This is a genomic window from Castellaniella sp. (assembly GCF_034675845.1).
Taxonomy (GTDB): domain Bacteria; phylum Pseudomonadota; class Gammaproteobacteria; order Burkholderiales; family Burkholderiaceae_B; genus Castellaniella.
Map to the genome: position 1 here is coordinate 60093 of NZ_JAUCCU010000002.1, position 24882 is coordinate 84974.

25 protein-coding genes are annotated in these 24882 nt (G+C 60.7%); 18 read left to right on the forward strand and 7 right to left on the reverse strand.

Going from position 1 to position 24882, the window contains the following annotated elements; genetic code table 11:
- Nucleotides 1–107: 107 nt before the first annotated feature.
- Both VDP81_RS11895 and VDP81_RS11900 read left to right on the forward strand, forming a co-directional pair.
- Entirely contained in the window at nucleotides 108–1073 is a 966-nt protein-coding gene (locus tag VDP81_RS11895) for a TAXI family TRAP transporter solute-binding subunit (RefSeq protein ID WP_322997022.1), read from the forward strand.
- A gap of 97 nt (nucleotides 1074–1170) precedes the next feature.
- Nucleotides 1171–3756, forward strand: coding sequence for a TRAP transporter permease (locus VDP81_RS11900; protein WP_322997023.1), 2586 nt, complete (start codon nucleotides 1171–1173; stop codon nucleotides 3754–3756).
- A gap of 23 nt (nucleotides 3757–3779) precedes the next feature.
- Here the strand turns inward: VDP81_RS11900 and VDP81_RS11905 are convergent, their stop codons facing one another.
- Both VDP81_RS11905 and xerD read right to left on the reverse strand, forming a co-directional pair.
- The gene (locus VDP81_RS11905) at nucleotides 3780–4277 is read right to left on the reverse strand and encodes an aminoacyl-tRNA deacylase (RefSeq protein WP_323012464.1); all 498 of its coding nucleotides are present in this window, start codon (nucleotides 4275–4277) and stop codon (nucleotides 3780–3782) included.
- Nucleotides 4278–4279: 2 nt separating this feature from the next.
- A complete protein-coding gene (gene xerD, locus VDP81_RS11910; protein WP_322997025.1) occupies nucleotides 4280–5185 on the reverse strand; it encodes a site-specific tyrosine recombinase XerD in 906 nt (301 codons plus the stop codon).
- Between the two features lie 220 nt (nucleotides 5186–5405).
- On the opposite strand from xerD, the gene modA reads away from it, so the two are divergent.
- The 3 genes from modA to VDP81_RS11925 are packed head-to-tail and all read left to right on the forward strand — an operon-like array spanning nucleotide 5406 to nucleotide 7617.
- The gene (modA, locus tag VDP81_RS11915) at nucleotides 5406–6155 is read left to right on the forward strand and encodes a molybdate ABC transporter substrate-binding protein (RefSeq protein WP_323012465.1); all 750 of its coding nucleotides are present in this window, start codon (nucleotides 5406–5408) and stop codon (nucleotides 6153–6155) included.
- An 11-nt stretch (nucleotides 6156–6166) separates the two neighbouring features.
- A complete protein-coding gene (gene modB, locus VDP81_RS11920) occupies nucleotides 6167–6847 on the forward strand; it encodes a molybdate ABC transporter permease subunit (protein ID WP_322997027.1) in 681 nt (226 codons plus the stop codon).
- On the forward strand, nucleotides 6844–7617 hold the full coding sequence (locus VDP81_RS11925; protein ID WP_322997028.1) for an ABC transporter ATP-binding protein: 774 nt from the start codon (nucleotides 6844–6846) through the stop codon (nucleotides 7615–7617). The genes modB and VDP81_RS11925 overlap by 4 nt, the downstream gene beginning before the upstream one ends.
- Here VDP81_RS11925 and VDP81_RS11930 read toward each other — a convergent pair.
- A complete protein-coding gene (locus VDP81_RS11930; RefSeq protein ID WP_322997029.1) occupies nucleotides 7598–8416 on the reverse strand; it encodes a TOBE domain-containing protein in 819 nt (272 codons plus the stop codon). The genes VDP81_RS11925 and VDP81_RS11930 overlap by 20 nt on opposite strands.
- A gap of 201 nt (nucleotides 8417–8617) precedes the next feature.
- Here VDP81_RS11930 and mog point away from each other — a divergent pair, with 201 nt between their 5' ends.
- From mog to VDP81_RS11965, 7 genes are all read left to right on the forward strand, one after another.
- On the forward strand, nucleotides 8618–9241 hold the full coding sequence (gene mog, locus VDP81_RS11935; protein WP_322997030.1) for a molybdopterin adenylyltransferase: 624 nt from the start codon (nucleotides 8618–8620) through the stop codon (nucleotides 9239–9241).
- A gap of 84 nt (nucleotides 9242–9325) precedes the next feature.
- Nucleotides 9326–10390 carry a class II fructose-bisphosphate aldolase gene (gene fba, locus VDP81_RS11940; protein WP_322997031.1) on the forward strand — a complete coding sequence of 355 codons (1065 nt, stop codon included), beginning with the start codon at nucleotides 9326–9328 and terminating at the stop codon, nucleotides 10388–10390.
- A 5-nt stretch (nucleotides 10391–10395) separates the two neighbouring features.
- On the forward strand, nucleotides 10396–11283 hold the full coding sequence (locus tag VDP81_RS11945; protein WP_416233252.1) for a phosphoribosylaminoimidazolesuccinocarboxamide synthase: 888 nt from the start codon (nucleotides 10396–10398) through the stop codon (nucleotides 11281–11283).
- A complete protein-coding gene (gene purE, locus VDP81_RS11950) occupies nucleotides 11283–11819 on the forward strand; it encodes a 5-(carboxyamino)imidazole ribonucleotide mutase (protein WP_322997032.1) in 537 nt (178 codons plus the stop codon). The genes VDP81_RS11945 and purE overlap by 1 nt, the downstream gene beginning before the upstream one ends.
- Nucleotides 11819–13003, forward strand: coding sequence for a 5-(carboxyamino)imidazole ribonucleotide synthase (locus VDP81_RS11955; protein ID WP_322997033.1), 1185 nt, complete (start codon nucleotides 11819–11821; stop codon nucleotides 13001–13003). The genes purE and VDP81_RS11955 overlap by 1 nt, the downstream gene beginning before the upstream one ends.
- Entirely contained in the window at nucleotides 12993–14072 is a 1080-nt protein-coding gene (locus tag VDP81_RS11960) for an L-threonylcarbamoyladenylate synthase (RefSeq protein WP_323012466.1), read from the forward strand. Before VDP81_RS11955 ends, VDP81_RS11960 begins: the two co-directional genes overlap by 11 nt.
- A 60-nt stretch (nucleotides 14073–14132) precedes the next feature.
- A complete protein-coding gene (locus VDP81_RS11965) occupies nucleotides 14133–14582 on the forward strand; it encodes a MaoC family dehydratase (RefSeq protein ID WP_322997035.1) in 450 nt (149 codons plus the stop codon).
- A 37-nt stretch (nucleotides 14583–14619) separates the two neighbouring features.
- On the opposite strand, the gene VDP81_RS11970 is transcribed toward VDP81_RS11965, so the two are convergent.
- The 3 genes from VDP81_RS11970 to VDP81_RS11980 are packed head-to-tail and all read right to left on the reverse strand — an operon-like array spanning nucleotide 14620 to nucleotide 16438.
- On the reverse strand, nucleotides 14620–15150 hold the full coding sequence (locus VDP81_RS11970) for a flavin reductase family protein (protein ID WP_322997036.1): 531 nt from the start codon (nucleotides 15148–15150) through the stop codon (nucleotides 14620–14622).
- Nucleotides 15150–15782 carry a pyridoxamine 5'-phosphate oxidase gene (gene pdxH / locus VDP81_RS11975; protein WP_322997037.1) on the reverse strand — a complete coding sequence of 211 codons (633 nt, stop codon included), beginning with the start codon at nucleotides 15780–15782 and terminating at the stop codon, nucleotides 15150–15152. The genes VDP81_RS11970 and pdxH overlap by 1 nt, the downstream gene beginning before the upstream one ends.
- Before the next feature lie 8 nt (nucleotides 15783–15790).
- Nucleotides 15791–16438 carry a gamma-glutamylcyclotransferase gene (locus tag VDP81_RS11980; RefSeq protein WP_322997038.1) on the reverse strand — a complete coding sequence of 216 codons (648 nt, stop codon included), beginning with the start codon at nucleotides 16436–16438 and terminating at the stop codon, nucleotides 15791–15793.
- A 133-nt stretch (nucleotides 16439–16571) separates the two neighbouring features.
- On the opposite strand from VDP81_RS11980, the gene VDP81_RS11985 reads away from it, so the two are divergent.
- From VDP81_RS11985 to acs, 4 genes are all read left to right on the forward strand, one after another.
- The gene (locus tag VDP81_RS11985; RefSeq protein ID WP_323012467.1) at nucleotides 16572–17420 is read left to right on the forward strand and encodes a tRNA threonylcarbamoyladenosine dehydratase; all 849 of its coding nucleotides are present in this window, start codon (nucleotides 16572–16574) and stop codon (nucleotides 17418–17420) included.
- A 137-nt stretch (nucleotides 17421–17557) separates the two neighbouring features.
- Nucleotides 17558–19447 carry a propionate--CoA ligase gene (locus VDP81_RS11990; protein ID WP_323012468.1) on the forward strand — a complete coding sequence of 630 codons (1890 nt, stop codon included), beginning with the start codon at nucleotides 17558–17560 and terminating at the stop codon, nucleotides 19445–19447.
- A gap of 68 nt (nucleotides 19448–19515) precedes the next feature.
- Entirely contained in the window at nucleotides 19516–20835 is a 1320-nt protein-coding gene (locus VDP81_RS11995) for an MFS transporter (protein ID WP_323012469.1), read from the forward strand.
- A 120-nt stretch (nucleotides 20836–20955) separates the two neighbouring features.
- Nucleotides 20956–22935, forward strand: a complete 1980-nt coding sequence (acs, locus tag VDP81_RS12000) for an acetate--CoA ligase (RefSeq protein ID WP_323012470.1) — start codon at nucleotides 20956–20958, stop codon at nucleotides 22933–22935.
- Between the two features lie 95 nt (nucleotides 22936–23030).
- On the opposite strand, the gene VDP81_RS12005 is transcribed toward acs, so the two are convergent.
- Nucleotides 23031–23657, reverse strand: coding sequence for a LysR substrate-binding domain-containing protein (locus VDP81_RS12005; protein WP_322997043.1), 627 nt, complete (start codon nucleotides 23655–23657; stop codon nucleotides 23031–23033).
- Between VDP81_RS12005 and VDP81_RS12010 the strand changes: the two genes are divergently transcribed.
- Together VDP81_RS12010 and VDP81_RS12015 are read left to right on the forward strand one after the other, a co-directional pair.
- Nucleotides 23638–23988, forward strand: a complete 351-nt coding sequence (locus VDP81_RS12010; RefSeq protein WP_322997044.1) for a PAS domain-containing protein — start codon at nucleotides 23638–23640, stop codon at nucleotides 23986–23988. The genes VDP81_RS12005 and VDP81_RS12010 overlap by 20 nt on opposite strands.
- Complete coding sequence (locus tag VDP81_RS12015; RefSeq protein WP_322997045.1) at nucleotides 23969–24826, forward strand: methyl-accepting chemotaxis protein; 858 nt, start codon at nucleotides 23969–23971, stop codon at nucleotides 24824–24826. The genes VDP81_RS12010 and VDP81_RS12015 overlap by 20 nt, the downstream gene beginning before the upstream one ends.
- Nucleotides 24827–24882: the final 56 nt, after the last annotated feature.

Consider the following 24882-nt stretch of genomic DNA (forward strand, 5'->3'; position numbering starts at 1 on the left):
TGCAGCCAATTCAGCTTTACGTCAGGGACACCCCCTATTGATCAATTCGCCAAGTGTTGCGTACACTGCCCGGTCTTGTAACGATTGTATCGGAGACGACCTTGACGATGAAATTGAAAGCACTGGCTGCCATCCTGACCGCAGGGCTGGCTTTTTCCGCCACGCCTTCCCAAGCCCAAACCCAGTTTGTCACCATCGGCACCGGTGGCGTGACTGGCGTGTACTACGCCGTTGGCGGGGCTGTGTGCCGCCTGATGAACAAGGACCGCGCCGAGACCGGCATCCGCTGCTCAGTCGAGAGTACGGGTGGTTCCGTCTATAACGTCAACACCATCAAGGGCGGCGAGCTTGATTTTGGCGTAGTGCAGTCGGACGTGCAATATAACGCCACCAAGGGCGAAAACCAGTTCAAGGAACCCGGCGCGGTGACGGATCTGCGGGCGGTGTTCTCGATTCACCCTGAACCGCTGATGGTGGCCGCGCGCCCTGAAGCCAAAATCAAGGAATTCCAGGATTTCAAGGGCAAACGCTTCAATATCGGCAATCCAGGCTCGGGCCAGCGGGCCACGGTCGATATGCTGCTGCCTGCTCTGGGCATGAGCAAAGCCGATTTTTCCTTGGCCTCCGAACTCAAGGCTGACGAACACGGTGCAGCCCTGTGCGACAACAAGGTCGATGGCTTCGCCTATGTGGTGGGCAATCCCTCTGCCAACCTGCAGGATGTGACCACCACCTGCGCGGCCCAGTTGGTCAATGTCCGAGGCCCGGAAGTCGATCAGTTGATCGCGGCCAATCCGTACTATGCCAGTGTCACCATCCCTGGCGGCATGTACGCCAACAATCCGGACGACACGGCCACCTATGGCGTGCTGGCGACCATGGTGGCGTCTGAAAAGACCTCGCCGGAGGTCGTCTACCAACTGGTCAAGTCCGTCTTCGAAAACTTCGATGAGTTCAAGAAATTACACCCGGCCTTTGCCAACCTGGACCCGCAGCTGATGGTCAAGGATGGTCTGACCGCCCCCATGCACGAGGGCGCAGTCAAATACTATAAGGAAAAGGGCTGGATGTAAGCCTGTTTGAACCATGGGGCTGACCAGAGGGTTGGCCGTTCATGGTGCGGCGGCGGTACACCGCCGCATTTTTTATTTTGCACACAGGAGCTTGCCCTTGAGCGCGAAGAAGTCACCCGGCACCGATTTTCATCTCACTGACGAACAACTTAAACAATTAGTCGCGGATTCCGATACCGGCGGGCGGGCGCCTCAGGGGCTGGTTGCCCGCCTGATCATGCTGACCGCCTTGGCGTGGTCCCTGTTCCAGTTGTGGATTGCTTCCCCCCTGCCGTTCGAGCTTGGGGTGTTCGTGCTCAATACCACCGAGTCCCGAGCCATCCATCTGGCGTTTGCCGTGTTCCTGGGCTTTGTGTTGTTTCCCGCTTTCAAGCGATCCCCGCGCGCGTATGTTCCATTGCTGGATTGGGTGTTTGCCGTAGTGGGCGCTTTTTGCGCGGCTTATCTGTACCTGTTCTACGATCAGTTGTCCCATCGCCCTGGTCTGCCAACCACTCAAGATCTGGTGGTGGCCGTCGTCGGTCTGGCCATGTTGCTGGAGGCGACTCGCCGTGCCCTGGGCATGCCGTTGGTGGCCTTGGCCGTGGTATTCATCGGCTATATTTTTTTGGGCCCTTACATGCCCGACATGATTGCCCACAAGGCCGTGTCGCTCAGTAAGGGCATGTCGCATTTGTGGCTCACCACCGAAGGCGTCTATGGCGTGGCGCTGGGGGTGTCGGCCAGCTTCATCTTCTTGTTCGTGTTGTTTGGCGCTCTGCTGGAAACTGCCGGGGCCGGCAATTATTTCATCCAGTCCGCAATTTCCTTGCTGGGGGGGCTGCGTGGCGGCCCGGCCAAGGCCGCCGTGCTGGCCTCGGCGGCGACCGGAGTGATTTCAGGTTCGTCCATTGCCAATGTCGTCACGACAGGCACGTTCACGATTCCCTTGATGAAACGGGTGGGTTACCGCCCCGACAAGGCTGCAGCCGTCGAGGCGGCGGCGTCGGTGGATGGCCAGATCATGCCGCCCGTGATGGGGGCGGCGGCTTTCCTGATGGTTGAATATGTGGGGATACCCTATTCCCAGGTGGTCACCCATGCGATCTTGCCTGCCCTGATTTCTTATATCGCGTTGTTTTACATTGTGCATCTGGAGGCCGTGAAGTCGGATATTCGCGGCATCTCGCGCGAACACGCTATGCCTTGGAAATATCGTCTGATTTCCACAGGGATGACGGTCAGCGGGGTGATCATCCTGGCGGCGGTCGTGTATTACGGCTTTGGCTGGATCAAGACCGTGACGGGGGATGCTTCGTTCTATGTGGCCGGCGGCCTGCTGGTACTGGTGTACCTGGGGCTGCTGAAGTTCGGCACCCGCTATCCGGCCCTGAAAACAGATGATCCCAGCACGCCGCTGGAAACCTTGCCGGATATCGGCCCGACCCTGAAGTCCGGACTGTATTTCCTGTTGCCTGTGGTGGTGCTGATCTGGAACCTGATGGTAGAACAGCTTTCGCCCGCCACCTCGGCCTTTTGGGCCACCATGTTCCTGGTTTTCATTCTGTTGACCCAGCGTCCCCTGGTAGCCTGGTTTCGCCAGCGTGAGACGCACGCCGGGTTATGGCGTCAGGGGGCGTGCGATCTGCTCAATGGCCTGGTGACCGGCGCGCGCAATATGATTTCCATTGGCCTGGCGACGGCGGCAGCCGGCATTATCGTTGGCACCGTGACCCTGACCGGGGTGGGCCTGGTGATGACAGAGTTTGTCGAGATGATTTCGGGCGGCAATCTGTTCGTCATGCTGGGCATGGTGGCGGTTATCTGTCTGATTCTGGGCATGGGGCTACCCACCACCGCCAACTATATTGTGGTGTCTACGCTGATGGCGCCGGTGGTGGTCGAGCTTGGCGCACAGAATGGCTTGTTGGTGCCGCTGATCGCCGTGCATCTGTTCGTGTTCTATTTTGGTTTGATGGCCGATGTGACCCCGCCGGTAGGGTTGGCCTCGTATGCGGCGGCGGGCATTGCCCGCACCGACCCCATCAAGACCGGGGTAACGGCATTTGGTTACAGCATCCGCACGGCGGTGCTGCCGTTCATGTTTATTTTCAATACCCAGCTGCTGCTGATCGACATTGGCAGTCCTCTGCACCTGTTTATCACGGTCAGCGCGGCGATCCTGGCCAATCTGGTATTTGTGGCGGCCACCCAGGGCTGGTTTCTGGACCGCAATCGCTGGTATGAATGCGTCTTGCTGCTGGTGATTGCGTTTTCCTTGTTCCGGCCTGGATTCTGGATGGATCGGATCGTGCCCGAATATGCGCTGCAACCGGCGGACCAGGTCATGAGCCATGTCGAAGCCGCTGGTCCTGGTCAGGCGCTGCGCTTATGGGTTCATGGCGAAAACCTATATGGCAAGGAAATTTCCAAGGGTGTGCTGTTGGCCCTGGGCGAGGGCGATACTGCCCGCGACCGTCTGCAGTCGGCTGGCCTGCGGATCTTGTCCAATGGCGATACCTTGAGCATTATCGCGGTGCGCTTTGGCAGCCCGGCGGCCAAGCTGGGCATTGAACAGGGTTATGACATTACCGGGATCGAGGTGCCCACCAATCGGCCTTCCAAGGAATGGATGCTGTTGCCGCCCCTGGCTGTGCTGGGGTTGTTGATGTGGGGGCAGCAGCGTCGACGTCGACGGGCTTGAGCATCGCCGAAAGCCTTGAAAAATCAGTCTCCGGCCTTCAGCGCCACTTGAACCAACCGGGCCCCCAGTGGCCCGGTCAGCACGTCGGCTGCGACGCTGATCAGATACCCGCGTCGTCCGCCATTCAGGTAGACCGTTTCATAGTCCAGCAGGGTTTGCTCCACCCAGACCGGCATGCGCTTGCGGGTGGCAAAGGGGGATGTTCCGCCTACCTGATAGCCGGAATTGCGCTGGGCGTCGTCCGGTGTGCAGGGAGTGATTTTCTTGGCCCCGGTCTGGCGCGCCAGGTTTTTGGTGGAGACTTCGCAGTCGCCGTGCATCAGCACCACCAGGGGGCGACCCTGCTCGTCTTCCATGATCAGGGTCTTGGCGACCTGGTGCAGCGCTACGCCCAACTGCTGGGCTGCCTCGCGGGCGCCGCCGTGGTCCACATAGTCATAGGGGTGTTCGCCGAACGGGATTTTCTGCTGCCGCAGCCAGTGGGTGGCGGGGGTTTCCGAGGTATGTTTGGTTTTGCTCATGGTCAGGCTCGGGGGTGATGTTGTTGATACAGTGTTTTCAGGCGTTCGCGGGCCACATGGGTATAAATCTGCGTCGTCGAGATATCCGCATGCCCCAACAATAGCTGCACCACCCGCAAGTCTGCGCCGTGGTTCAGTAAATGGGTGGCGAAGGCATGGCGCAGTACATGGGGGGACAGCGGCACGCGGATGTCGGCTTGTTCAGCGTATTTTCGGATCAGCAGCCAGAATGCCTGGCGCGTCATGGCGGCAGCCCGGATAGTGACAAACAAGGCATCGGATATCCGGGCGTTCAGCAGGGTGGGGCGGCTTTCGCGTAGATAGCCTTCGATCCAGTACAGGGCCTCGTCGCCCAGTGGCACCAGGCGGTCTTTGGCGCCCTTGCCCATGACGACGCGCACAATGCCGTCGCTCAGGCTGACGTCCTGTATGCCCAGATTGACCAGCTCGCTGACGCGCAGGCCCGTGGCGTACAAGGTTTCCAGCATGGCGCGGTCGCGCAGGCCCAAGGTGCTGTCGACATCGGGTGCGTTCAGCAGTTTGTCCACTTGGGATTCTGACAGGGTCTTGGGGAAGCGGGCCGGTTGCTTGGCGCTGTGCAGCCCCAGGCATGGATCATCGTGGCACAGGCCTCGGCGTATGGCCCATAGGTAATAGCGCCGCAGGGCCGCCAAGCGCCGGTTGGCGGTGCTGGCCTTGGTTTGTTGGTACTGGGTGGTCATCCAGCCCTGGATATGTGCCTGCTGGGCGGATTCCGGCGCCAGATGGTGGGTCAGATCCAGCCAATGCCCGAAAGCCGTCAGATCGCGCCGGTAGGCGGACAGGGTGTTGTCCGACAGGCCATCTTCCAGCCATAGGGCATCCAGAAAGGCATCGACGGTCGGGAAGGCTGAGGGCTGGCTGGGCATGTTTTCCAAGAATCACGTCAAATCCCCGCTAATCAGCAGGAACTCTGCCTCATTCTACCTGTCGCGCTACGGGCTGTTGATTCAGGCCTGATCCATGCGAGGCCTTGGATAAGCCTTTGACGATCGGAGTCAGGGCGTGATACTGTGATATCGAAATATACCTATATATATTACGATTATGCCTTGTCTGAAAAATGGCTCGTCTCAAGGAGATTTGAAGATGCTGTTTCGCCGTTTGATTGTTGCCTGCGCTTTGTCCTGCGCCCTGGCGCCCGCCATGGCGGGCGAGATCCTGGTGTCTGGCGCAGCCAGCCTGACCAATGCGTTCAAGGATCTGGCCGCCCAGTACCAGGCCGCACATCCCGATACGCAGGTGCTGACGACGTTCGGCGCTTCCGATGTCGTGCTGCGCCAGATCATCGAGGGCGCCCCGGCGGATGTGTTTGCCTCGGCGGACCAAAAAGCCATGGATAAGGCCGTGGCTGCCAAGGCCGTCGATCCGGCTTCCCGGGTCGACTTTGTGCGCAATGAGGTTGTGCTGGTGGTGCCGGTGGATAACCCCGGCAATATCCAATCCCTGAAAGATCTGTCGGGTGCCAAGGTGCAGCGTATTGCGCTGGGTAATCCGGATTCCGTGCCGGTGGGACGTTACACCCGGGAAGCCTTGCAGCAGGCGGGGGCCTGGGATGATGTCCAGGCGCGCCAGATCTTGGGCCAGAACGTGCGCCAGGTACTGAGCTATGTCGAGCGCGGCGAGGTGGATGCCGGTTTTGTGTTTGCGACGGATGCGGCCATCATGAAGGATAAAGTGAAGCTGATACAGACCGTTGATACCCCAACCCCGGTGGTGTACCCGATTGCCTTGGTGCAGCGCGATGGCCGCGCCCGGGAGGCCGCTGCATTTTTGGATTATGTGGTGTCACCCGCAGGCCAGGCGATCTTGGCACAATACGGGTTTGCCAAACCTTGATCTGACTGCGCGTGCCTGAACTCTGGATTCCCCTGCTCTTGTCGCTGAAGGTCGCTGGCTGGGCCACACTGCTGGCGACGGTGGGGGGCATTGCCACGGCCTATGGGCTGTCGCGCTGGCCGTCGCGCTGGTGTGATGTGGTTGATGCTTTTCTGACCCTGCCCATGGTGCTGCCCCCCACGGTCACGGGCTACTACCTGTTGGTGGTGTTCGGGCGGCGCGGCTGGTTGGGCGCCTGGCTGCAGTCGCACGGTATCGAGCTGGTATTTACCTGGCAGGGGGCGGTGCTGGCGGCGTCGGTCGTGGCCTACCCCATGGTGCTGAAGGCCGCACGTGCGGCGTTTCTGGATGTGGATCAGCGGCTGGAACAGGCGGCGGCGGTATTGGGCGTGTCGCCTGCGGCGGTGTTTTTCCGAGTCAGCCTGCCGCTGGCCGCGCGCGGTATCTTGGCCGGGGTGCTGTTGGCATTTGCCCGCGCTCTGGGCGAATTCGGTGCCACGCTGATGGTGGCCGGGAATATTCCCGGCAAGACCCAGACCCTGTCGATTGCCATCTACGAGGCCGTGCAGGCTGGCAATGACGACACCGCCAATATTCTGGTGCTGGTCACCTCGGCCACCTGTGTCGTGGTCTTGTGCCTGGCGGCCTGGCTGATGCCGGGTGGGCGCCATACTCGAAGGCGGTCCGCATGAGTCTGGATATCGATTTTTCCTGCCGGGTAGGGGGAGCGGAGGGCTTTCTCTTGCAGCCCGCCTGGCATACAGACGCGCGCCGGGTGGCGCTGTTTGGGCCGTCCGGGTCTGGCAAGACACTGACGATGCAGGCCATTGCGGGTTTGCTGCGTCCCGATCAGGGGCGCATCGTCGTGGACGGCCGTGTGCTGTTCGATTCGGCGGGCGGGGTGGATATTCCACCGCGTCACCGGCGCCTGGCTTATTTATTTCAGGATTACGCCCTGTTTCCGCATTTGACCGTGCGCCAGAACATTGTCTTTGGCTTGCAGCGCGGCTGGTTGAACTGGCATGCCTGGCCCTGGCAGCGCAAGGCGGCAAAGGCGGCGGATACAGGAGCCTTGGGCAATGAGATGGCCATCTCCGGGCAAGGACGCGATGCCTTGCCCACTCCGGCCCGTCGCTGGGTACAGGCTTTCCATCTTGGTGAGCTGCTGGATCGCTATCCCGTCACCCTGTCGGGCGGACAGCGCCAGCGGGTCGCCCTGGCGCGCGCCCTGTCCACAGATCCGGGCCTGTTGTTGCTGGATGAACCCCTATCGGCCCTGGATATCGGTCTGCGTACCCAGATGCGTGCCGAATTGGCCCAGTTGCAGCAGGATATCGACATCCCCACCGTCTTGATTACCCATGACCCCGCCGATGTACAGGCCCTGGCCGACGAAGTCTTTCATATTGCGCATGGTCGTGTGCATGCCGTGGACACAAGCATCAATCCAGTGTCCCGATGAGGACATCCGCTGCGGGAAACCAGGCACGGGCGCTAGCCCCGGCGACCAATGCCGGATGATGGCTGCTGGCGTTCAGGATGCCGGTGACTTGTCGCTGAGGACTGACGGACAGGCTGATTTCCTGTAGTCCGTCCCCCGTGACGGAATGCCGCACGCGTCCTTCCCAGCAAGTGTGTTCGGGACTGCTGGCTATGACCGTCTGGGTCGGCATCGTTTCGATGCGTACCGCCTGGGCTTTGATGAAGGCCAGTGCCCGCCGACCTGGCACCAGGCCCAGGCGTTCAGTGCTGGCGTGGGTCAGGGTCGCGGTCAGGCTGTGCGTATCGTCCAGCACGAGGCTCAGGCGGTCGTTGACCGGACCGCTGTCGATTTGCCCGATCACGCCTTCGAAGCGATTGCGCGCCGATGTTTGCAAGGCCATGCTCTGCAAGAGATCCAAGTGCTGCTGACTATCCGGCCCAAAGCGCGACAAGACCTCCATGAAGCGCTGGTGTTCGGCCTGCACGGCTTGGTACCAGGCGACCAGTTGGCGGGCCCGATCCGTCAGCTGTGCGCCGCCGCCACGGACGCCGCCCGTCACGCGTTCCACCAGCAGGTCGCCCGCCAGATTGTTCATCATGTCCACTGCGTCCCAGGCGGCCTTGTAGCTCAAGCCGATCTTGCGGGCGGCTGCACTGATCGATCCCTCGGTGCCGATGGCGGCCAATAAGGCCATGCGCCGTTCGGACCCCCAGGCCTGATCGCCGCTGCGCAGGCTGAGTGTGGCGCTGAATTCTGGGCTGGAATCACTGGCTGTCATAAATTTGGGCCTTATTGATATGGCTTTGCCCTTGCGCTAGCCCGGCGCCTGGATGGTTGGGGCAGGCTTGGGATCAGCGGGCAAGTTGTGTGCAATAAAGACCATTATCCCTGTTATCAGGGGGGTATCGGGGGATGGGCTGTATGTGGTCGTCGATACAATAGAATGGTTTTCTTTTTGGTTTATCGCAGGACCTCAGCTATGAATCAGTCTTTTCCCTTGCAGCGCAGCCACCCCGACGAACTATTGGTGGGGCTTGTTTCCGTGTCGGATCGCGCCTCATCCGGGGTATATCAGGACCAGGGGATTCCTGCCTTGGCCGAGTGGCTGGGCCTGGCGTTGACCCGCCCGGCACAGATCGTGTCGCGCCTGATTCCAGATAGCCGCCCGGGGATTGCCGATGCTTTGCGCGAGCTGGTGGATGTGGCGCGTTGCGATCTGGTGCTGACCACGGGGGGGACTGGTCCGGCCCGTCGGGATGTGACCCCAGAAGCCACGCTGGATGTCGCGACCCGGGAAATGCCGGGTTTTGGCGAACAAATGCGCCAGGTCAGCCTGGCTTTTGTGCCCACGGCGATTTTATCGCGCCAGGTGGCCGTGATCCGTGAAATTGCCGACCACGCCGCGCTGATCATCAATTTGCCTGGTCAACCCAAGGCCATCCGCGAAACCCTGGAGGGCCTGCGCGGCGAAGACGGCAGCGTGCGCGTGCCAGGGGTTTTTGCCGCAGTGCCCTATTGCCTGGACCTGATTGGCGGGCCTTATATCGACACGCACGAGTCCGTCGTCAAGTCCTTCAGGCCGAAATCCGCCCGTCGTTCCTAAGGGGTAACCAGCAGCAATTCCCATTCCGCCTTAAAATCGCTGGAATTCGATTTTTTCCACCATTTTTCTTCTGGAGGTCCAGCCATGGCCCTGGTTTCCATGCGTCAACTCCTGGATCACGCTGCCGAACACGGCTACGGGATCCCTGCCTTCAACGTCAATAATCTGGAACAAGTCCAGGCCATCATGGAGGCCGCCGCCGAGACCGACAGCCCTGTCATCATGCAGGCATCGGCGGGCGCACGCAAATATGCCGGCGAAGGCTTTCTCAAGCTGCTGATCCAGGCTGCCGTCGATACCTATCCGCATATTCCCGTTGTCATGCACCAAGACCACGGCCAATCGCCCGCGATCTGCCAGGGCGCCATCGATCTGGGCTTTTCCAGCGTCATGATGGACGGTTCGCTGATGGCCGACGGCAAGAGCATTGCCTCTTACGAGTACAACCTGGATGTCACCAAGCAGGTCGTGGCCATTGCGCATAAGCTCGGCGTCACCGTCGAGGGCGAACTGGGCTGCCTGGGTTCCTTGGAAACCATGATGGGCGACAAAGAAGATGGTCACGGGGCCGAGGGCACCATGACCCTGGATCAGCTCCTGACCGACCCGGAACAGGCGGCTGACTTCGTCAAACAAACCCAGTTGGATGCCTTGGCCATTGCGGTGGGTACCAGCCACGGTGCCTACAAATTTACCCGCAAGCCCACGGGCGATATTCTGTCGGTGCAGCGCATCAAGGACATCCACGCACGTCTGCCCAATACCCACCTGGTCATGCATGGCAGCTCCAGCGTGCCCCAGGAGCTCCTGGCTGAAATCCGCGAATTCGGCGGCGACATGAAGGAAACCTACGGCGTGCCCGTCGAAGAACTTCAGGAAGCCATTAAGTTCGGCGTGCGCAAGGTCAACATCGATACCGATATTCGTTTGGCCATGACGGGCGCCATTCGCCGCTTCATGGCAGAAAATCCCTCGAAATTCGACCCGCGCGAATACCTCAAGCCAGCCCGCGAAGCCGCTAAGAAAGTCTGCCTGGCGCGCTACGAACAATTCGGCACGGCGGGCAATGCCTCCAAGATCAAGGCCATCCCCTTGTCTGACATGGCTGCTCGTTATGCGGCCGGCGAACTCAAGCAACTGGTGAAATAAACCTGATGAAGGCCTTGCTCCAATCCACTATCCAGTCGTTGCCCCTGCTGGGGCGCGGCAAGGTCCGCGACATGTATGCCGTGGGCGAAGACAAACTGCTGATCGTCGCCACCGACCGGATCTCGGCCTTTGACGTCATTCTGGATGATCCGATCCCCGGTAAGGGCAAGGTCCTGACGGCATTGACCGAATTCTGGCTGCAGCGCCTGGGCCATCTGATGCCCACGCATGTTACCGACATTGCCCCGGAAGACGTCGTGGCACCGGATGAACGCCATCAGGTAACTGGTCGCGCCATGGTCGTCAAGCGCCTGGAACCCGTGTTGGTCGAGGCCGTTGCCCGCGGCTATCTGATCGGGTCCGGCTGGAAGGACTACCAGGCTGGCGGGTCCGTCTGCGGGGTGGTTTTACCGGCAGGGCTGCGCCAGGCGGAAAAACTCCCCGAGCCGATTTTCACTCCCGCTGCCAAGGCCGAATTTGGTCAGCATGACGAAAATGTCGATTTCAATTATGTCGTGGCTCAGGTGGGTGCCGATCTGGCGGCTCAAATCCGCCGTCTGACCCTGGCGCTCTACACCGAGGCCGCTGCCTATGCCAGCCGCCAGGGTATTCTGATCGCTGACACCAAGTTCGAATTTGGTCTGGATGCCCGTGGCACTTTGCATCTGATGGACGAGGTTCTGACACCGGATTCCTCACGTTTCTGGCCTGCTGACGGCTATGCCCTGGGCATCAATCCGCCTTCTTTCGATAAACAGTTCGTGCGTGATTGGCTGGAAACCCAGGATTGGGACAAGACTGCGCCTGCCCCGCGCCTGCCGACCGAGGTCATTGAGCGCACTGCCGAAAAATACCGCGAAGCCCAGGACCGCCTGACCCAAGGGGCCGCCTGATGAATACGGCAGAACCAGCACGGATAGGACAGCGATCCGGTGATGGTCCCGTGGTGGGTATCATCATGGGATCGTCCAGCGACTGGGAAGTCATGCGCCATGCAGTCGGCGTGCTGGATGAGTTCGGCATTGCCTACGAGACGCGTGTCGTATCGGCGCATCGCATGCCGCTGGAAATGGTTGATTACGGTGCCCAGGCGGTGGCCCGTGGCTTGCGTGCCATTATTGCCGGAGCAGGGGGCGCGGCCCACTTGCCCGGCATGATGGCGGCCCTGACGCCGGTGCCGGTTTTCGGTGTTCCTGTGCCGTCGCGCTATCTGCGCGGCGAAGACTCCTTGTTGTCTATTGTGCAGATGCCGCGCGGCGTGCCAGTGGGCACATTTGCCATTGGCGAAGCCGGCGCCGCCAATGCCGCCTTGCATGTGGTGGCCAATCTGGCCATGACCGATCCAGGCCTGCTGCAGCATCTGCAGGCTTATCGGGCGCATCAGACCCAGACGGCCCGGTCCATGACTGTCCCGCCGGAGGCCCTCTGATGACTGCCGTGACAGCTGATAAGGCCCGCCTGCCTGCCGTGCCGGGGGCCTGGTTGGGGGTGCTGGGGGGCGGGCAGTTGGGCCGCATGTTCTGCCAGGCGGCTCAGGCGCTGGGGTATCGCGTGGCCGTGCTGGACCCAGACGAGTCCAGCCCAGCCGGGATGGTGGCTGATCGCCATGTGCAGGCTGCCTATGATGATCCTCAAGCGTTGGATGTTCTGGCCAGCCTGTGTGTGGCGGTCACCACTGAATTCGAAAACGTCCCGGCCGATAGCTTGCGCCGCTTGGCGTTGCACTGCCGCACGACGCCTGCGGGCGATGCCGTGGCCGTGGCCCAGGATCGGGTGGCTGAAAAGGCCTATCTGCAGGCTTCTGGGGTGCCTGTGGCACCCCACGCGGCAGTCCAGCAGGTAGCGGATCTGCGTGATTGTGCTGACGCCTTGTTTCCCGGCATTCTGAAGACTGCGCGCTTGGGTTACGACGGCAAGGGCCAGGTTCGGGTGGCCAATCGCGCCCAGGCGCTCCAGGCCTTTGCCGACCTTGGGGGCGTGGCTTGCGTGCTTGAGGCCTTACAGCCGCTGGATTACGAGATTTCCGTCGTGGTGGTGCGCGGCCTGGATGGCCGCACCGTCAGCTATCCGCCGTCGCGCAATGCCCACCAGAATGGTATTTTGGCGCTCTCGGTCGTGGATGGTTCGGTCCCTGCGGCAGTGGCCGAACAGGCGCGTCGGCATGCCTTGCGCGTGGTCGATCACCTGGATTATCACGGGGTCTTGTGCGTAGAGTTCTTTGTTCTGCAGGACGGCAGCGTCATGGCCAATGAAATGGCCCCGCGTCCGCATAACAGTGGTCATTACACGCAGGACGGTTGTCTGGTCAGCCAATTCGAGCAGCAGGCGCGCGTCATGGCAGGCCTGCCTTTGGGCCTGACCGAAACCTTGTGCCCAACGGCCATGCTCAATGTTCTGGGGGATCTGTGGTTCGATGCCCAGGGCCAGCTGTGCGAGCCCAACTGGGCCGGTGTCCTGGCGGTGCCGGGCACACGTCTGCATCTATACGTGAAATCCCAGGCGCGGCCCGGACGCAAGATGGGGCATATCAATATCGTAGGCAGCACTTCGCCCGAACTCCTCAAGCGCGTGGCCCGGGTGCGCTCGGTACTGGGTTTGCCCAATGCTGGATGATTCTCAAGAGAGGATCATCCAGGCAGCGCATCGCCTGGCCCAGGGGCGCTTGGTGGCGTTTCCGACAGAAACTGTTTATGGCCTGGGGGCCGATGCGGAAAACCCCCAGGCGGTGGCGCGCATCTATGCAGCAAAACAGCGCCCTGCCAACCATCCGGTCATTGTGCATCTGTCTCCTGATACGGACCCCGCCTATTGGGCGGCCAGCGTGCCGCATCAGGCCCATCTGCTGATGGCGGCATTCTGGCCAGGGCCATTGACTCTGATTTTGCCGCGTGCGGCACATATCCCCGATGTGGTCAGCGGCGGCCAGGCCAGTATTGGCTTGCGTTGCCCTGCGCACCCTGTCGCCCAGGCCATGCTGCATGTATTTGCCAGCCTGAAGCCCCACGGCTACGGCGGGGTAGCAGCGCCATCCGCCAACCAATTCGGCCATGTTTCCCCCACTCGGGCCGATCACGTGCGGGCCGAATTCCCCTTGTTGGATGAACAGGCCTTGATGGTGCTGGAAGGGGGCGAGTCCCAGGTGGGCATCGAGTCCACCATTCTGGATCTCTCGCGCCTGGACCAGGGCGTTGGGCCGACCTTGTTGCGCCCTGGGCATATCAGTATCTTGCAGTTGGCCGAGATCCTGGGTGATCTGCCTGCGCAGCCCGATGCTGCCGCCCCCCGAGTGTCTGGATCACTGAAGGCGCATTATGCGCCTCATACCCCGGTCAGCCTGACCAATGCCAGAACTATGTCTGAGTGGACACACCTGATCAGCCGACTGGCGCGGCAGACTGGGTTTGACTCTGGCTCTGTCGCGCCAGCCGCGCCGCCTGCGGCCCGGCTGGCTGCCGTGGTCCTGGGGGCTGCTCCTGGCATGGCGCCCGCCGGGCTGGATTGGGTGGTGCTGCCGGACGATCCAGTGGCTTATGCGCATCGTCTGTACGCTTTGCTGCGCGACCTGGACGCAGCAGGCTATGATCGCATCGTGCTGCAGCGTCCTCCTGTAGACCCGGTCTGGCAGGGGGTCAATGATCGTATCGCCCGGGCCGCTGCCGCTTTTCCCGATACCACCGCCTAGTTTTGACATGGCTGCTGCCATTATTCCCGCACAGGCGGGAATCTATTTTTGGATCCCATCATGAAATTCAAGGAATTTGAACCGGGTCAGATTATCAAGCATGGCCCCATCACCGTCGATGAGGCCGAGATGCTGGCTTTTGCCAAGGCCTATGACCCGCAGTGGTTTCACCTGGACGCTGCGCGGGCCGAAGACGGTCGTTGGGGCGGCCTGATTGCCAGTGGTTGGATGACCTGCGGCCTGGCCATGCGAATGGCTGCTGAAGCTGCCTTGGCCGGGTCGGAATCCTTTGGTTCGCCTGGGCTGGAGCGCCTGCGCTGGATGGTGCCTGTGCGGCCAGGCGATCAATTGCGTCTGGAAGCCACCGTGGACTCAAAGCGCATTTCCTCGTCGCGCGATGACCTGGGTATCATGCGTTGGACGTGGCGTTTATTCAACCAGAACGATCAGCAGGTGCTGGAACTCGAAGTTACCAGCCTGTTCGACCTGGATACTCCCGCCTTGGATTGAATCGCCATTTGTCCAGGCGGGTTGCCAGCCGGGCGGCTTAGTTGCGGGACAGTGGTTCGCTGCCTTGAGTCAGATCGAAATCCCCGGCGTGGTAAATCAGCGGCGAAAGTAACTGGCGGTGGCAGTGTTCCACCTGGCCGATAAACACGGTATGGTCGCCCGCCTGATGCTGTTGGGTGTTATGGCATTCGAACCAGGCTGCGCTGCGATCGTCCCCCAGCATCAGAGTACCGTTAGGGGCCCGATCCAGGGCCAGATCGGCGAAGCGCTCGTCCTGCGCGCCTTTGGCGAAACGCCGCGCCAGATCGATCTGGCTGGCGGACAGCACATGAATCACGTAATGATCCAGCGCCATAAAGACAGGCAGGGACGAGGCCGCGTGGGTCAGGGTCCACAGCACCATGGGGGGCTCTAGCGATACCGAGCTGAACGAACTGATGGTTAATCCGATCGGCTGGCCGCTATCCGGGTGCTCGGCGGTGACAATGGTCACCCCCGTGGGAAACCGGCCCAGAGCGGAACGAAAATACAAAGACGGAAAATCGGCGGGGGTGGGCGTCACTGTCATCAGGGGGCCAGGCGCGATAGTTGCCAATGCTGGTCTGCGTCCAGGGTGTAGACCAGCCTGTCATGCAGGCGGGATGGGCGTCCCTGCCAGAATTCGATGCGCTGGGCATGCACCCGATAGCCCCCCCAGTGCGGTGGGCGGCTAGGGTTGTCGCCGAGTTTTTCAGCCAGGTCGTGGGCCCGTTGGGCCAGTGCTTCGTGCGAGATGGCTTGGCTTTGAGGAGAGGCCCAGGCGCCGATGCGTGAGCCCAGGGGGCGGCTGAGGTAGTAAGCGTCGGACTCGGCTGCCGATACGGCTGCCACGGCACCCTCGATACGTACCTGACGTTCGAGTTCAGGCCAAAAAAACAGCAGGCTGACGTACGGGTTGGCGGTGATTTCGTGGCCCTTGCGGGACTGGTAGTTGGTGTAGAACACAAAACCGCCCGCATCCACGCCTTTCAGCAGCACGATGCGTGCCGATGGTCGTCCTTGGAGGTCGGCGGTGGCCAGCGTCATGGCAGTGGGTTCGGCCACCTGGCTGTGCAATGCCTGCTGGAACCAAGTATCAAACTGATCATGGGGATTGGCTGCGGCAGCGGATTCCAGTAGTTCGTATTTTTGGTAGGTCTGGCGTATATCGGCGATGGGCATGATGTCTGTCAGGATAATGAGGGTTCTGAGGATAGTAGTGCCTGGGTGATAGGCAAGAGTGCGCGGTCCGGGATGCCGGCCTGATCCAGTGCCTGGGCAGTTTGCAGGACATAATCGGTGCAGGCCCCGTAGCGGCCATGCCCCTGGCGCACGGCGGCGACGATTTGGTCCAGGCTAAGGCCGGAGGCATAGCCGGAGTCCTGGCGGTTCATCACGAACACCAGGCCGGATACCGGGCCCTGCTCTGTGCGGCAGGCCAGCCAGCGGGGGTGGTAGGCCGCGCTGGGCATTTCCCGGCGCCACAGGGCCAGCAGCGTATCGGGGGCATGTTGGCCGGAAATCCGGTACACCCGCCCTGTGCAGGCGCCGCCCAGGTCCAGGCCAAACACCAGGCCTGGTTGTTCTGGCGTGCCGCGATTGATGCGCGACCACAGGCACAGCGCCCGATGATAGCCGTGAATGCGTGCCCGTCGCGCTTCTAGAAAATCGAATTCCGGTCGCCAGATCAGTGAGCCATAGCCAAAAATCCATAGATCGCTGTGGCCATCCCAATGTTGCAGGGATTGTCGGATAGAGGCGCGGTGCCAGTCGTCATCGCGCAGCGCGAAGGCTTGCAGTGGTGGCGTATGGTTGGGGCAAAGAACAGCAGTGGACACGGGCTAATCTGGCAACTGGATGGTAGATGTCTCATATTGTAGAAGACTTGCCGACAGGTCAAGTCCGCATGCCGGCTTCGGTGTTTCAAGGCTGGCGGTAAAATCAGGGAACTTCACGTTTGCCTGTCAGATAATGCCCCAACTGTCGCCCGAATCTCTCCCCGACGATTTTGACCCGGCCCGCCGCTTTGGCGGTCTGGATCGTCTTTACGGCACTGGCGCCAGCCAGGTATTGGGCGATCTCCATGTCATGGTGGCGGGTATAGGCGGCGTGGGCACCTGGTGTGTCGAGGCCCTGGCGCGCTCGGGGGTGGGGGCGCTGACTCTGGTGGACATGGACCACATCGCTGAATCCAATATCAATCGTCAGGCCCATGCGCTGGGCAGCACGCTGGGGATGGCGAAGATCCGCGCCATGGCTGCCCGGGTTCAGGACATCAACCCGGCCTGCAGGGTCACGGAGATCGATGATTTTGTAGGGCCGGATAATATTGCCGGACTGCTATCCACCGGCCCGGTTGGGATGCTGCTGGATTGCACTGACCAGATTCCTGCGAAGGTCGCCATGGTGCTGCAGGCGCGTGCCCAGGGCTGGCCGTTGCTGGTGTGCGGTGGGGCAGGTGGCAAGACTGATTCCCTGGCTTTGCGGGCCGGTGATTTGTCAGGCGTCACGCACGATGCCTTGCTGGGACGCTTGCGGCAGGATTTGCGTCAACGCCACGGCTACCCCAAGGGCGGTGTGGCAGGCGGCAAACCCAAACGCCGTGTGCCGCGCATGGATGTCAGTTGCCTGTGGTTCGATCAGCCCGTGGTGCTGCCTTCCGCCTGGACGCAGCCCGTCGATACATCCACGTTGCTGGCCCCGCAGGGTCTGTCTTGCGCCGGTTATGGCTCGGTGGTGACGGTGACGGCGGCCATGGGGCTGGCTGCGGCCAACTGGGCTTTGCAGCGGGGGCTGGCAGACGCTGCCGTGCAAGCCTGAGGCGTCAGTTTCATGTCAGCCTGGCACAGTACGTTAGCTGCTGGTGTAGCATGTTGGCACCATAATAATTCAGGAAACATCCGCACTTCGGGTGACTGGCACCAGGCCGGAACTGCAGGATGACAGGAGACAGCATCATGCAGAAAATCCGCGAATTTCATCGTCAGTCCATCCAGGATCGCGACGCATTCTGGGCCCACGAGGCCCAGCGTATCCACTGGGAAACCCCCTTTACCCAGGTACTGGATTATTCCAATCCGCCGTTTGCCCGCTGGTTTGTCGGGGGCCGCACTAACTTGTGCTACAACGCGGTGGATCGCTGGCTGGATACGCAGGCGGATCAGCCCGCCCTGATCTGGGTCTCCACTGAAGTCGATCAGGAAATCGTCTACACCCGGGCCCAGTTGGCGCGCGAGGTCAATGCTGCAGCCGCGATTCTCCAGAGTCAGGGCGTGGTGCAGGGCGACTGCGTATTGATTTATCTGCCCATGATTCCCCAGGCGGCGTTTTTCATGCTGGCCTGCGCCCGCCTGGGGGCGGTTCATTCTGTTGTGTTCGGCGGCTTTGCTGCCCATAACCTGGCGCAGCGCATCGACGACGCCCAGCCCAAGGTGATTGTGTCCACTGATGCGGGCTCGCGCGGAGGGCGGCCGATTGCCTATAAGCCGCTATTGGACCAGGCGATTGCCCAGTGCGGACATGCACCAGAACACGTGGTGTTGGTGGATCGCGGACTGGTGCCTATGGATTTGGTGGCTGGCCGTGATCTGGACTACGCCACTTTGCGCGCGCGGCATCTGGATGTGCCGGTCCCCGTGGTCTGGCTGGAGTCCAACAGCCCCAGCTATGTGCTGTATACCTCCGGCACCACGGGCAACCCCAAGGGCGTGCAGCGCGACGTGGGCGGCTATGCCGTAGCCTTGTGTGCCTCCATGGAATATATTTTTGGCGGCAAGCCCGGCGACGTGTATTTTTCCAGCAGTGATGTGGGTTGGGTGGTGGGGCACTCTTATGTCGTTTATGGGCCTTTGCTCAATGGTCAGGCCACCGTCATGTACGAGGGCACGCCCGTGCGTCCGGACGCCGCTATTTTGTGGCGCATCGTCGAAGCTTATCGGGTTAATGCCCTGTTCTCCGCGCCCACGGCCATCCGCGTGCTGAAAAAACACGACCCTGCCTTGCTGAAACGCCATGATCTCTCCAGTCTGGATCGTATCTACCTGGCGGGCGAGCCGTTGGATGAACTCACTGGCCAGTGGCTGTCCGAAGCCCTGAACAAGCCTGTGGTCGACAACTATTGGCAGACCGAGACAGGCTGGCCGATTCTGTCTGCCCAGCCGGGGGTCGAGGAAATCCCTCCGCGCTTTGGCAGTCCCACAGTGCCGGTGTTTGGTTTCGATGTGCGCGTGGTGGACGAAGCCACCGGCCAGGATAGCGGTCCCAACCACAAGGGCGTCGTGGCGATTGAGCCGCCACTGCCCCCCGGCGCCATGAGCACGATCTGGGGCAATGACGAACGTTTCGTCCAGACTTATTTCCGATCTTTTGCTGGGCGGCTGACTTATTCCACCTCTGATTGGGGGCTAGTGGATGAGGACGGTTACTGGTTCATTCTTGGGCGTACCGATGACGTCATCAATGTTGCCGGCCATCGCCTGGGCACCCGCGAAATCGAGGAATCCGTCAACACGCATCCAGCAGTCGCCGAATCGGCCGTGGTGGGGGTGGCCGACGCACTCAAAGGCCAGGAAGCCATGGCCTTTGCGGTCTTGCGCAACCCTGCTTTACTGGACGAGGCCGGTGGTGCTGCCCGGCTGGAGTCCGAGATCAAACGCGTGATTGAACAGCGTAATGGGGCGGTCGCCCGCCCAGCGCGCATCCTGTTCGTCAACAGTCTGCCTAAAACCCGATCCGGCAAGGTTCTGCGGCGGGCCATTGTGGCGCTATGCGAGGGTCGGGATCCGGGGGATCTCACCACGATCGAAGACCCGACGGCATTAGAGCAAATCCACGCGGCTTTGCGATAATTCTGGGTCGGATCGCCATGATTTAAGGAATAATGGAGGGCTATTTTGATGAAAGCCCATTCAAGCCTATGGCCCATTCCCGTTTCGCTGCTCCAGAAAACACACACCAACCTGCGCTGCTGCCGGGGGTGGGGCGGCGCGAGGTCTGGTCCTGGGCGATGTATGACTTCGCCAACTCCGGCTACACCACGGTGGTCCTGAGCACTGTTTTTAGTGCTTATTTCGTAGGGGTGGTCGCGGCAGGCCAGGCTTGGGGAACCCTGGCCTGGACTGCGACCTTGTCCCTGTCCTATCTCATCATCATGGTGCTCATGCCGGGCCTGGGGGCTCGGGCCGATGCGCGCACGGGCCACCGACGTCTGTTATTCACCAGCACGCTGGGCTGCGTCCTGGCCACTGCGCTGCTGGCGACCGTCGGCCCAGGGGATATTGCCTGGGGCTTGGTCTGCTTGCTGTTGTCCAATGCCTTTTACTGTGTGGGCGAATCCACGGTGGCGTCGTTTTTGCCCGGCTTGGCGCGCCCCGAGGCCATGGGGCGGGTATCCGGCTGGGGCTGGAGCTTTGGCTATGGTGGCGGCATGCTGGCCTTGGGTTTGGCTCTGTGGGTGGCCGGCTCGGCAGAATCCGTCGGCTTGCTGGCGGCGGATTACGTACCCTGGATCATGCTGCTGACAGCCGGGCTGTTTGCCGTGGCCGCGCTGCCGTCCTTTTTGTGGTTGCGAGAACCTCGCCAGACGACAAGGGCTGCGGTCCCGGCCCTGCTGGTCCAGCTGCGCCGCGCCTGGAATGAAACCCGCCGTGACTTTCCGGATTTTCGCCGCCTGTTGATGTGCATTGCCTGCTATCAGGCGGGGATTACCGTGGTGATTACGCTGTCGGCGGTGTATGCCACCCAGGTGATGGGCTTTGACATGCGCCAGACCATGCTGCTGGTATTCCTGGTCAATATCATGGCGGCGGTGGGGGCGTTCGGTTTTGGCTATCTGCAGGATCATATCGGCCATAAGCGCGCACTGGCATTGACGCTGATTGGTTGGCTGATCATGGTGGCGCTGGCTGTCGCGGCGCAGTCGGTGCTGGTGTTTTGGTTGGCGGCAGGCCTGGCGGGGCTGTGCATGGGCACCAGCCAAAGCGCCGGACGGGCCATGGTGGGGGTGCTGGCACCCGCGCATCGCCCAGCAGAATTCTTCGCCCTGTGGACGTTCGCCGTCCAGTTGGCGGCGGTTGTGGGGCCGCTGACCTATGGTTTGCTGGTCTGGTTTACCCAGGGCAATCATCGCCTGGCCTTATTGGTCACGGGCGGGTTCTTCCTGGCCGGCCTGTGGTTGCTGGCCCGGCTGAATTTTGTGCGCGGTCAACAGGCCAGGGATGCGGCAACATCAGGGTAATCAACTAGGCTGGACAATTTTGTTTCACTTGTCAGGGCCAAGTAAGACTTCTGCAGTACGGTAGTCACCGAGACAATTCAAACATGATGTAAAGCACATCAAACAAAAGGAGCGAGCGAAATGCCTACGGAGATTGAATCCATTCTGGTCGAAAACCGGGTCTTTCCGCCGCCGGCCGATCTGGTGAAGCAGGCCAACGTGTCCGGAATGGAGGCCTATCAGGCCTTGTGCGACGAAGCCAACCGTGACCCGGATGCATTTTGGGCTCGCTTAGCCAATGAAAACCTGGTCTGGCAAAAACCGTTTACCCAGGTGGTGGACGAATCCAATCAACCCTTTTATCGGTTTTATCCGGACGGCCAGCTGAATATTTCGGCCAACTGTCTGGACAAACATTTAGGCACGCCCGTTGAAAACCATGTCGCCCTGATCTTCGAGGCCGATGATGGCAAGGTCACCAAGGTCACCTACAAAGAACTCCACGCCCGCGTGTCGCAGTTTGCCAATGCGCTGAAATCCATGGGCTTCAAGGCGGGCGAACGCTCGGTCATTTACCTGCCCATGTCCATCGAGGCCGTGGTGGCCATGCAGGCCTGCGCCCGCCTGGGCATTATCCATTCGGTGGTGTTTGGCGGGTTTTCGGCCAAGAGCATCCACGAACGCACGGTGGACGTTGGCGCTACCCTGATCATCACGGCAGATGCCCAATTGCGCGGTGGCAAGGCCATTGCCCTGAAAAATGCCGTGGACGAAGCCCTGGCCATGGGCGGCTGCGAAGCCGTCCGTAAGGTCATCACTTATAAGCGTGCCGGCACCGATGTTCAATGGAATGCCGCCCACGATGTCTGGTGGCACGATGCCATTAATGGCCAGTCCACCGACTGCCCGCCTGTGCCAGTGGATGCCGACCATCCGCTGTTTATTTTGTATACGTCCGGTTCCACCGGCAAGCCCAAAGGTGTGCAGCACTCCAGCGCGGGCTACCTGCTGTGGTCGCTGATGACCATGAAATGGACCTTCGATGCGAAGCCCGATGATGTGTTCTGGTGCACGGCCGACGTGGGCTGGGTCACCGGACACTCTTATGTCACCTATGGCCCCTTGGCGGCCGGGGTCACCCAGGTGGTCTTTGAAGGTGTGCCCACCTATCCGGATGCGGGCCGCTTCTGGAAAATGATCCAGGAACACAAGGTCACGGTGTTCTACACGGCGCCTACCGCTATCCGTTCGCTGACCAAGGCCTCCGAGTCTGACAGCAAGGTCCACCCGAAATCCTATGATCTCAGCAGCCTGCGCATCATTGGCTCGGTGGGCGAACCCATCAACCCCGAAGCCTGGGTCTGGTATTACAACAATGTGGGCAATCAGCGCTGCCCTGTGATCGACACTTGGTGGCAGACCGAAACCGGTGCTCATATGATCACCCCGCTGCCTGGTGTCACGCCCCTGAAGCCCGGCTCCTGCACGCTGCCATTGCCAGGGATCGATGCGGCCATTGTGGACGAGACCGGCGAAGAAGTTGAACGCGGCAAGGGGGGATTCCTGGTGGTTCGTCGCCCGTGGCCTTCGATGATTCGGACGGTATGGGGCGATCCAGAGCGTTTCAAGAAAACCTATTTTCCCGAGGAATTGCGCGGTTATTATCTGGCTGGCGATGGTGCCCAGCGCGATAAAGACGGATATTTCTGGATCATGGGTCGCATCGATGACGTGCTGAATGTTTCTGGCCACCGCCTGGGTACGATGGAAGTTGAATCCGCTCTGGTGGCACACGAATTGGTGGCCGAGGCCGCCGTGGTGGGTCGCCCGGATGCCACGACCGGCGAAGCCGTGGTGGCCTTTGTGGTGCTCAATGGTGCTCTGCCTCATGGGGCAGATGCCGATGCCATGGCCAAGACGCTGCGCGACTGGGTGGCCAAGGAAATCGGCCCGATTGCCAAGCCGCGTGAAATCCGCTTCGGTGAAAACCTGCCCAAGACCCGCTCCGGCAAGATCATGCGCCGCCTGCTGCGCGTCGTGGCCAAGGGCGAACCCATCACCCAGGATGTTTCTACGCTGGAAAACCCAGGTATTTTGGATCAGTTGTCCGAAGTGCGTTAAAGTGTGTCGCTTCGGTTGCCTGTGATCCAGGCAGCCGGGCTACCAAGTCAAGGGCGGGGATTTCCCCGCCCTTGTTGCGTCGTGAGCTCATGGTTTTATGCCTTGATGATTGGCGCCAGCAGATTACTGAGCCAATGATTGAATGCCTGAAGGCGGCGCGGACGATAGTGGCCATGACCATAAGAATGCACCAGTTGGATGGGTATGGCAGGGGCTGTCCAGGCAGCCAGAACCTCGATCAGATCGCCACAGTCCAGATGCTCCTGAACATCAAAGACTGGCACCTGGATCAGGCCCAACCCGGCCAGCGCGCAGGCAATGTAGTTTTCCGCGTTGTTGACTGACACCGGGCCATCCAGGTTCAGGGTGTGATGATCATGATCATCCATCCATTCCCAGGGGGCGGGAGGTTCGCCGGGAGCCATGGGCTGATAGCGCACCATTTGATGGTGATTCAGGTCAGTTGGTGTGTTGGGTGTGCCGAATCGTGCCAGATAGTGCGGGCTGGCGCAGTTGATCATGCGGAGCTTGCCCAGGGGCTTGACACTGAGATTGTTGGAACCCGGAGATCCTACACGCAGGGCGCAATCTATACCCTCGCGGGCCAGGTCGATGCGGCGATCGCTGGAGCTCAGAAAAATTTCCAGCAGAGGATGGCGCGCATGGAAATCCGGTAGTGCGGGAGCGATCAGACGCCTGCTGATGCGGCTTGGGGCGTCCACCCGCAGTTGGCCGACTAGCACCGACCTAAAGGGTCGGATCACTTATTGCAATCAGGATTTTATTGATGTCAGCGGCTATACCGAAGCCGAACTGATCGGTCAGCCGCATAATATCTTGCGCCATCCGGACATGCCCGAAGAAGCATTTCGGGACTTCTGGGCCACCATCCAGTCCGACAGGATCTGGAGCGCCCTGATCAAGAACCGGCGCAAGAACGGCGATAGCTACTGGGTACGGGCCAATGCAACCCCGATGCGCAATGGGGACAAGGTCGTGGGTTATCTGTCTGTACGCACCTTGCCGGACAGTGATGGCGGATGTTCACCATGACTTGCGTTCATTGTTGGAAAAATCCGACGATATCGTCTCGCGCAGCACCGGACTCGAAAATCGTACTCAGATCCAGGCCGAAAGCCTGGTGAAAACCGCTTCCGCCATGGAAGAAATCAGCGGCACGGTGGCCCAGACCTCGCAGACCACCAAACAGGGGGTGGAAACAGCCCAGGATGCATCCGTGGCAGTGGGTTTAAGCCAGGAGATCATTCAGGGTGTCGCCGACATGATGCAGGAAATCGCCACATCTGCCAATAATATCGGTGAGTTCGTTCAGGTCATCGAAGGGGTGGCCTTTCAGACCAATATCCTGGCCTTGAATGCGTCCGTCGAGGCCGCGCGCGCGGGCGAACATGGTCGTGGTTTTGCCGTCGTGGCCTCCGAAGTGCGTGCTTTGTCGCAGCGCACGACTCTGGCGGCCAAAGAAATAAAAACCCTGATCGATGAATCCCAAATCCGCGTCAATCTGGGCGATCAGCGCGTCAAGGAAGCCAGAACGCAGATGGAAGAGGTCGTCGCCATGGTCAATCGCGTCAAGCAGATGCTGGAAGAAATCAACTTGGCTTCGACCGAGCAGGCTGGCGGCGTACAAGAAGTCAGCCAAGCCCTGCAGCAACTGGATCAGATCACACAGCAAAACTCGGAAATGGTGGCTGGCCTGGCGATGCTGTGCGACGACATGAATAGTTCCACCAAAAAAGCACAGAATAATATTCGCGTGTTTCGGCTTTCCAGCCAAGACAAGACCCATGCAGAAACGGATGCGGTCGAATTACGCAAGCACGGCAAAAAGCAGCTTTCTTTGCCCGCAGCCGAGCCTCTTTTGCTGGGTTGAACAGCCCGGAAAAATAACCGACCAATCCGCAGGCCCTGCGTGGCTGATTTTCATGG

Bases quoted from the DNA above. Each gene is read 5' to 3' on its own strand.
- VDP81_RS11895 (WP_322997022.1), top strand. From the start codon at position 108: ATGAAATTGAAAGCACTGGCTGCCATCCTGACCGCAGGGCTGGCTTTT.
- VDP81_RS11905 (WP_323012464.1), bottom strand. From the start codon at position 4,277: ATGAGCAAAACCAAACATACCTCGGAAACCCCCGCCACCCACTGGCTG.
- xerD (WP_322997025.1), bottom strand. From the start codon at position 5,185: ATGCCCAGCCAGCCCTCAGCCTTCCCGACCGTCGATGCCTTTCTGGAT.
- modA (WP_323012465.1), top strand. From the start codon at position 5,406: ATGCTGTTTCGCCGTTTGATTGTTGCCTGCGCTTTGTCCTGCGCCCTG.
- VDP81_RS11925 (WP_322997028.1), top strand. From the start codon at position 6,844: ATGAGTCTGGATATCGATTTTTCCTGCCGGGTAGGGGGAGCGGAGGGC.
- VDP81_RS11930 (WP_322997029.1), bottom strand. From the start codon at position 8,416: ATGACAGCCAGTGATTCCAGCCCAGAATTCAGCGCCACACTCAGCCTG.
- mog (WP_322997030.1), top strand. From the start codon at position 8,618: ATGAATCAGTCTTTTCCCTTGCAGCGCAGCCACCCCGACGAACTATTG.
- fba (WP_322997031.1), top strand. From the start codon at position 9,326: ATGGCCCTGGTTTCCATGCGTCAACTCCTGGATCACGCTGCCGAACAC.
- VDP81_RS11945 (WP_416233252.1), top strand. From the start codon at position 10,396: ATGAAGGCCTTGCTCCAATCCACTATCCAGTCGTTGCCCCTGCTGGGG.
- purE (WP_322997032.1), top strand. From the start codon at position 11,283: ATGAATACGGCAGAACCAGCACGGATAGGACAGCGATCCGGTGATGGT.
- VDP81_RS11955 (WP_322997033.1), top strand. From the start codon at position 11,819: ATGACTGCCGTGACAGCTGATAAGGCCCGCCTGCCTGCCGTGCCGGGG.
- VDP81_RS11960 (WP_323012466.1), top strand. From the start codon at position 12,993: ATGCTGGATGATTCTCAAGAGAGGATCATCCAGGCAGCGCATCGCCTG.
- VDP81_RS11965 (WP_322997035.1), top strand. From the start codon at position 14,133: ATGAAATTCAAGGAATTTGAACCGGGTCAGATTATCAAGCATGGCCCC.
- VDP81_RS11970 (WP_322997036.1), bottom strand. From the start codon at position 15,150: ATGACAGTGACGCCCACCCCCGCCGATTTTCCGTCTTTGTATTTTCGT.
- pdxH (WP_322997037.1), bottom strand. From the start codon at position 15,782: ATGCCCATCGCCGATATACGCCAGACCTACCAAAAATACGAACTACTG.
- VDP81_RS11985 (WP_323012467.1), top strand. From the start codon at position 16,572: ATGCCCCAACTGTCGCCCGAATCTCTCCCCGACGATTTTGACCCGGCC.
- VDP81_RS11990 (WP_323012468.1), top strand. From the start codon at position 17,558: ATGCAGAAAATCCGCGAATTTCATCGTCAGTCCATCCAGGATCGCGAC.
- VDP81_RS11995 (WP_323012469.1), top strand. From the start codon at position 19,516: ATGGCCCATTCCCGTTTCGCTGCTCCAGAAAACACACACCAACCTGCG.
- acs (WP_323012470.1), top strand. From the start codon at position 20,956: ATGCCTACGGAGATTGAATCCATTCTGGTCGAAAACCGGGTCTTTCCG.
- VDP81_RS12010 (WP_322997044.1), top strand. From the start codon at position 23,638: ATGCGGCTTGGGGCGTCCACCCGCAGTTGGCCGACTAGCACCGACCTA.
- VDP81_RS12015 (WP_322997045.1), top strand. From the start codon at position 23,969: ATGGCGGATGTTCACCATGACTTGCGTTCATTGTTGGAAAAATCCGAC.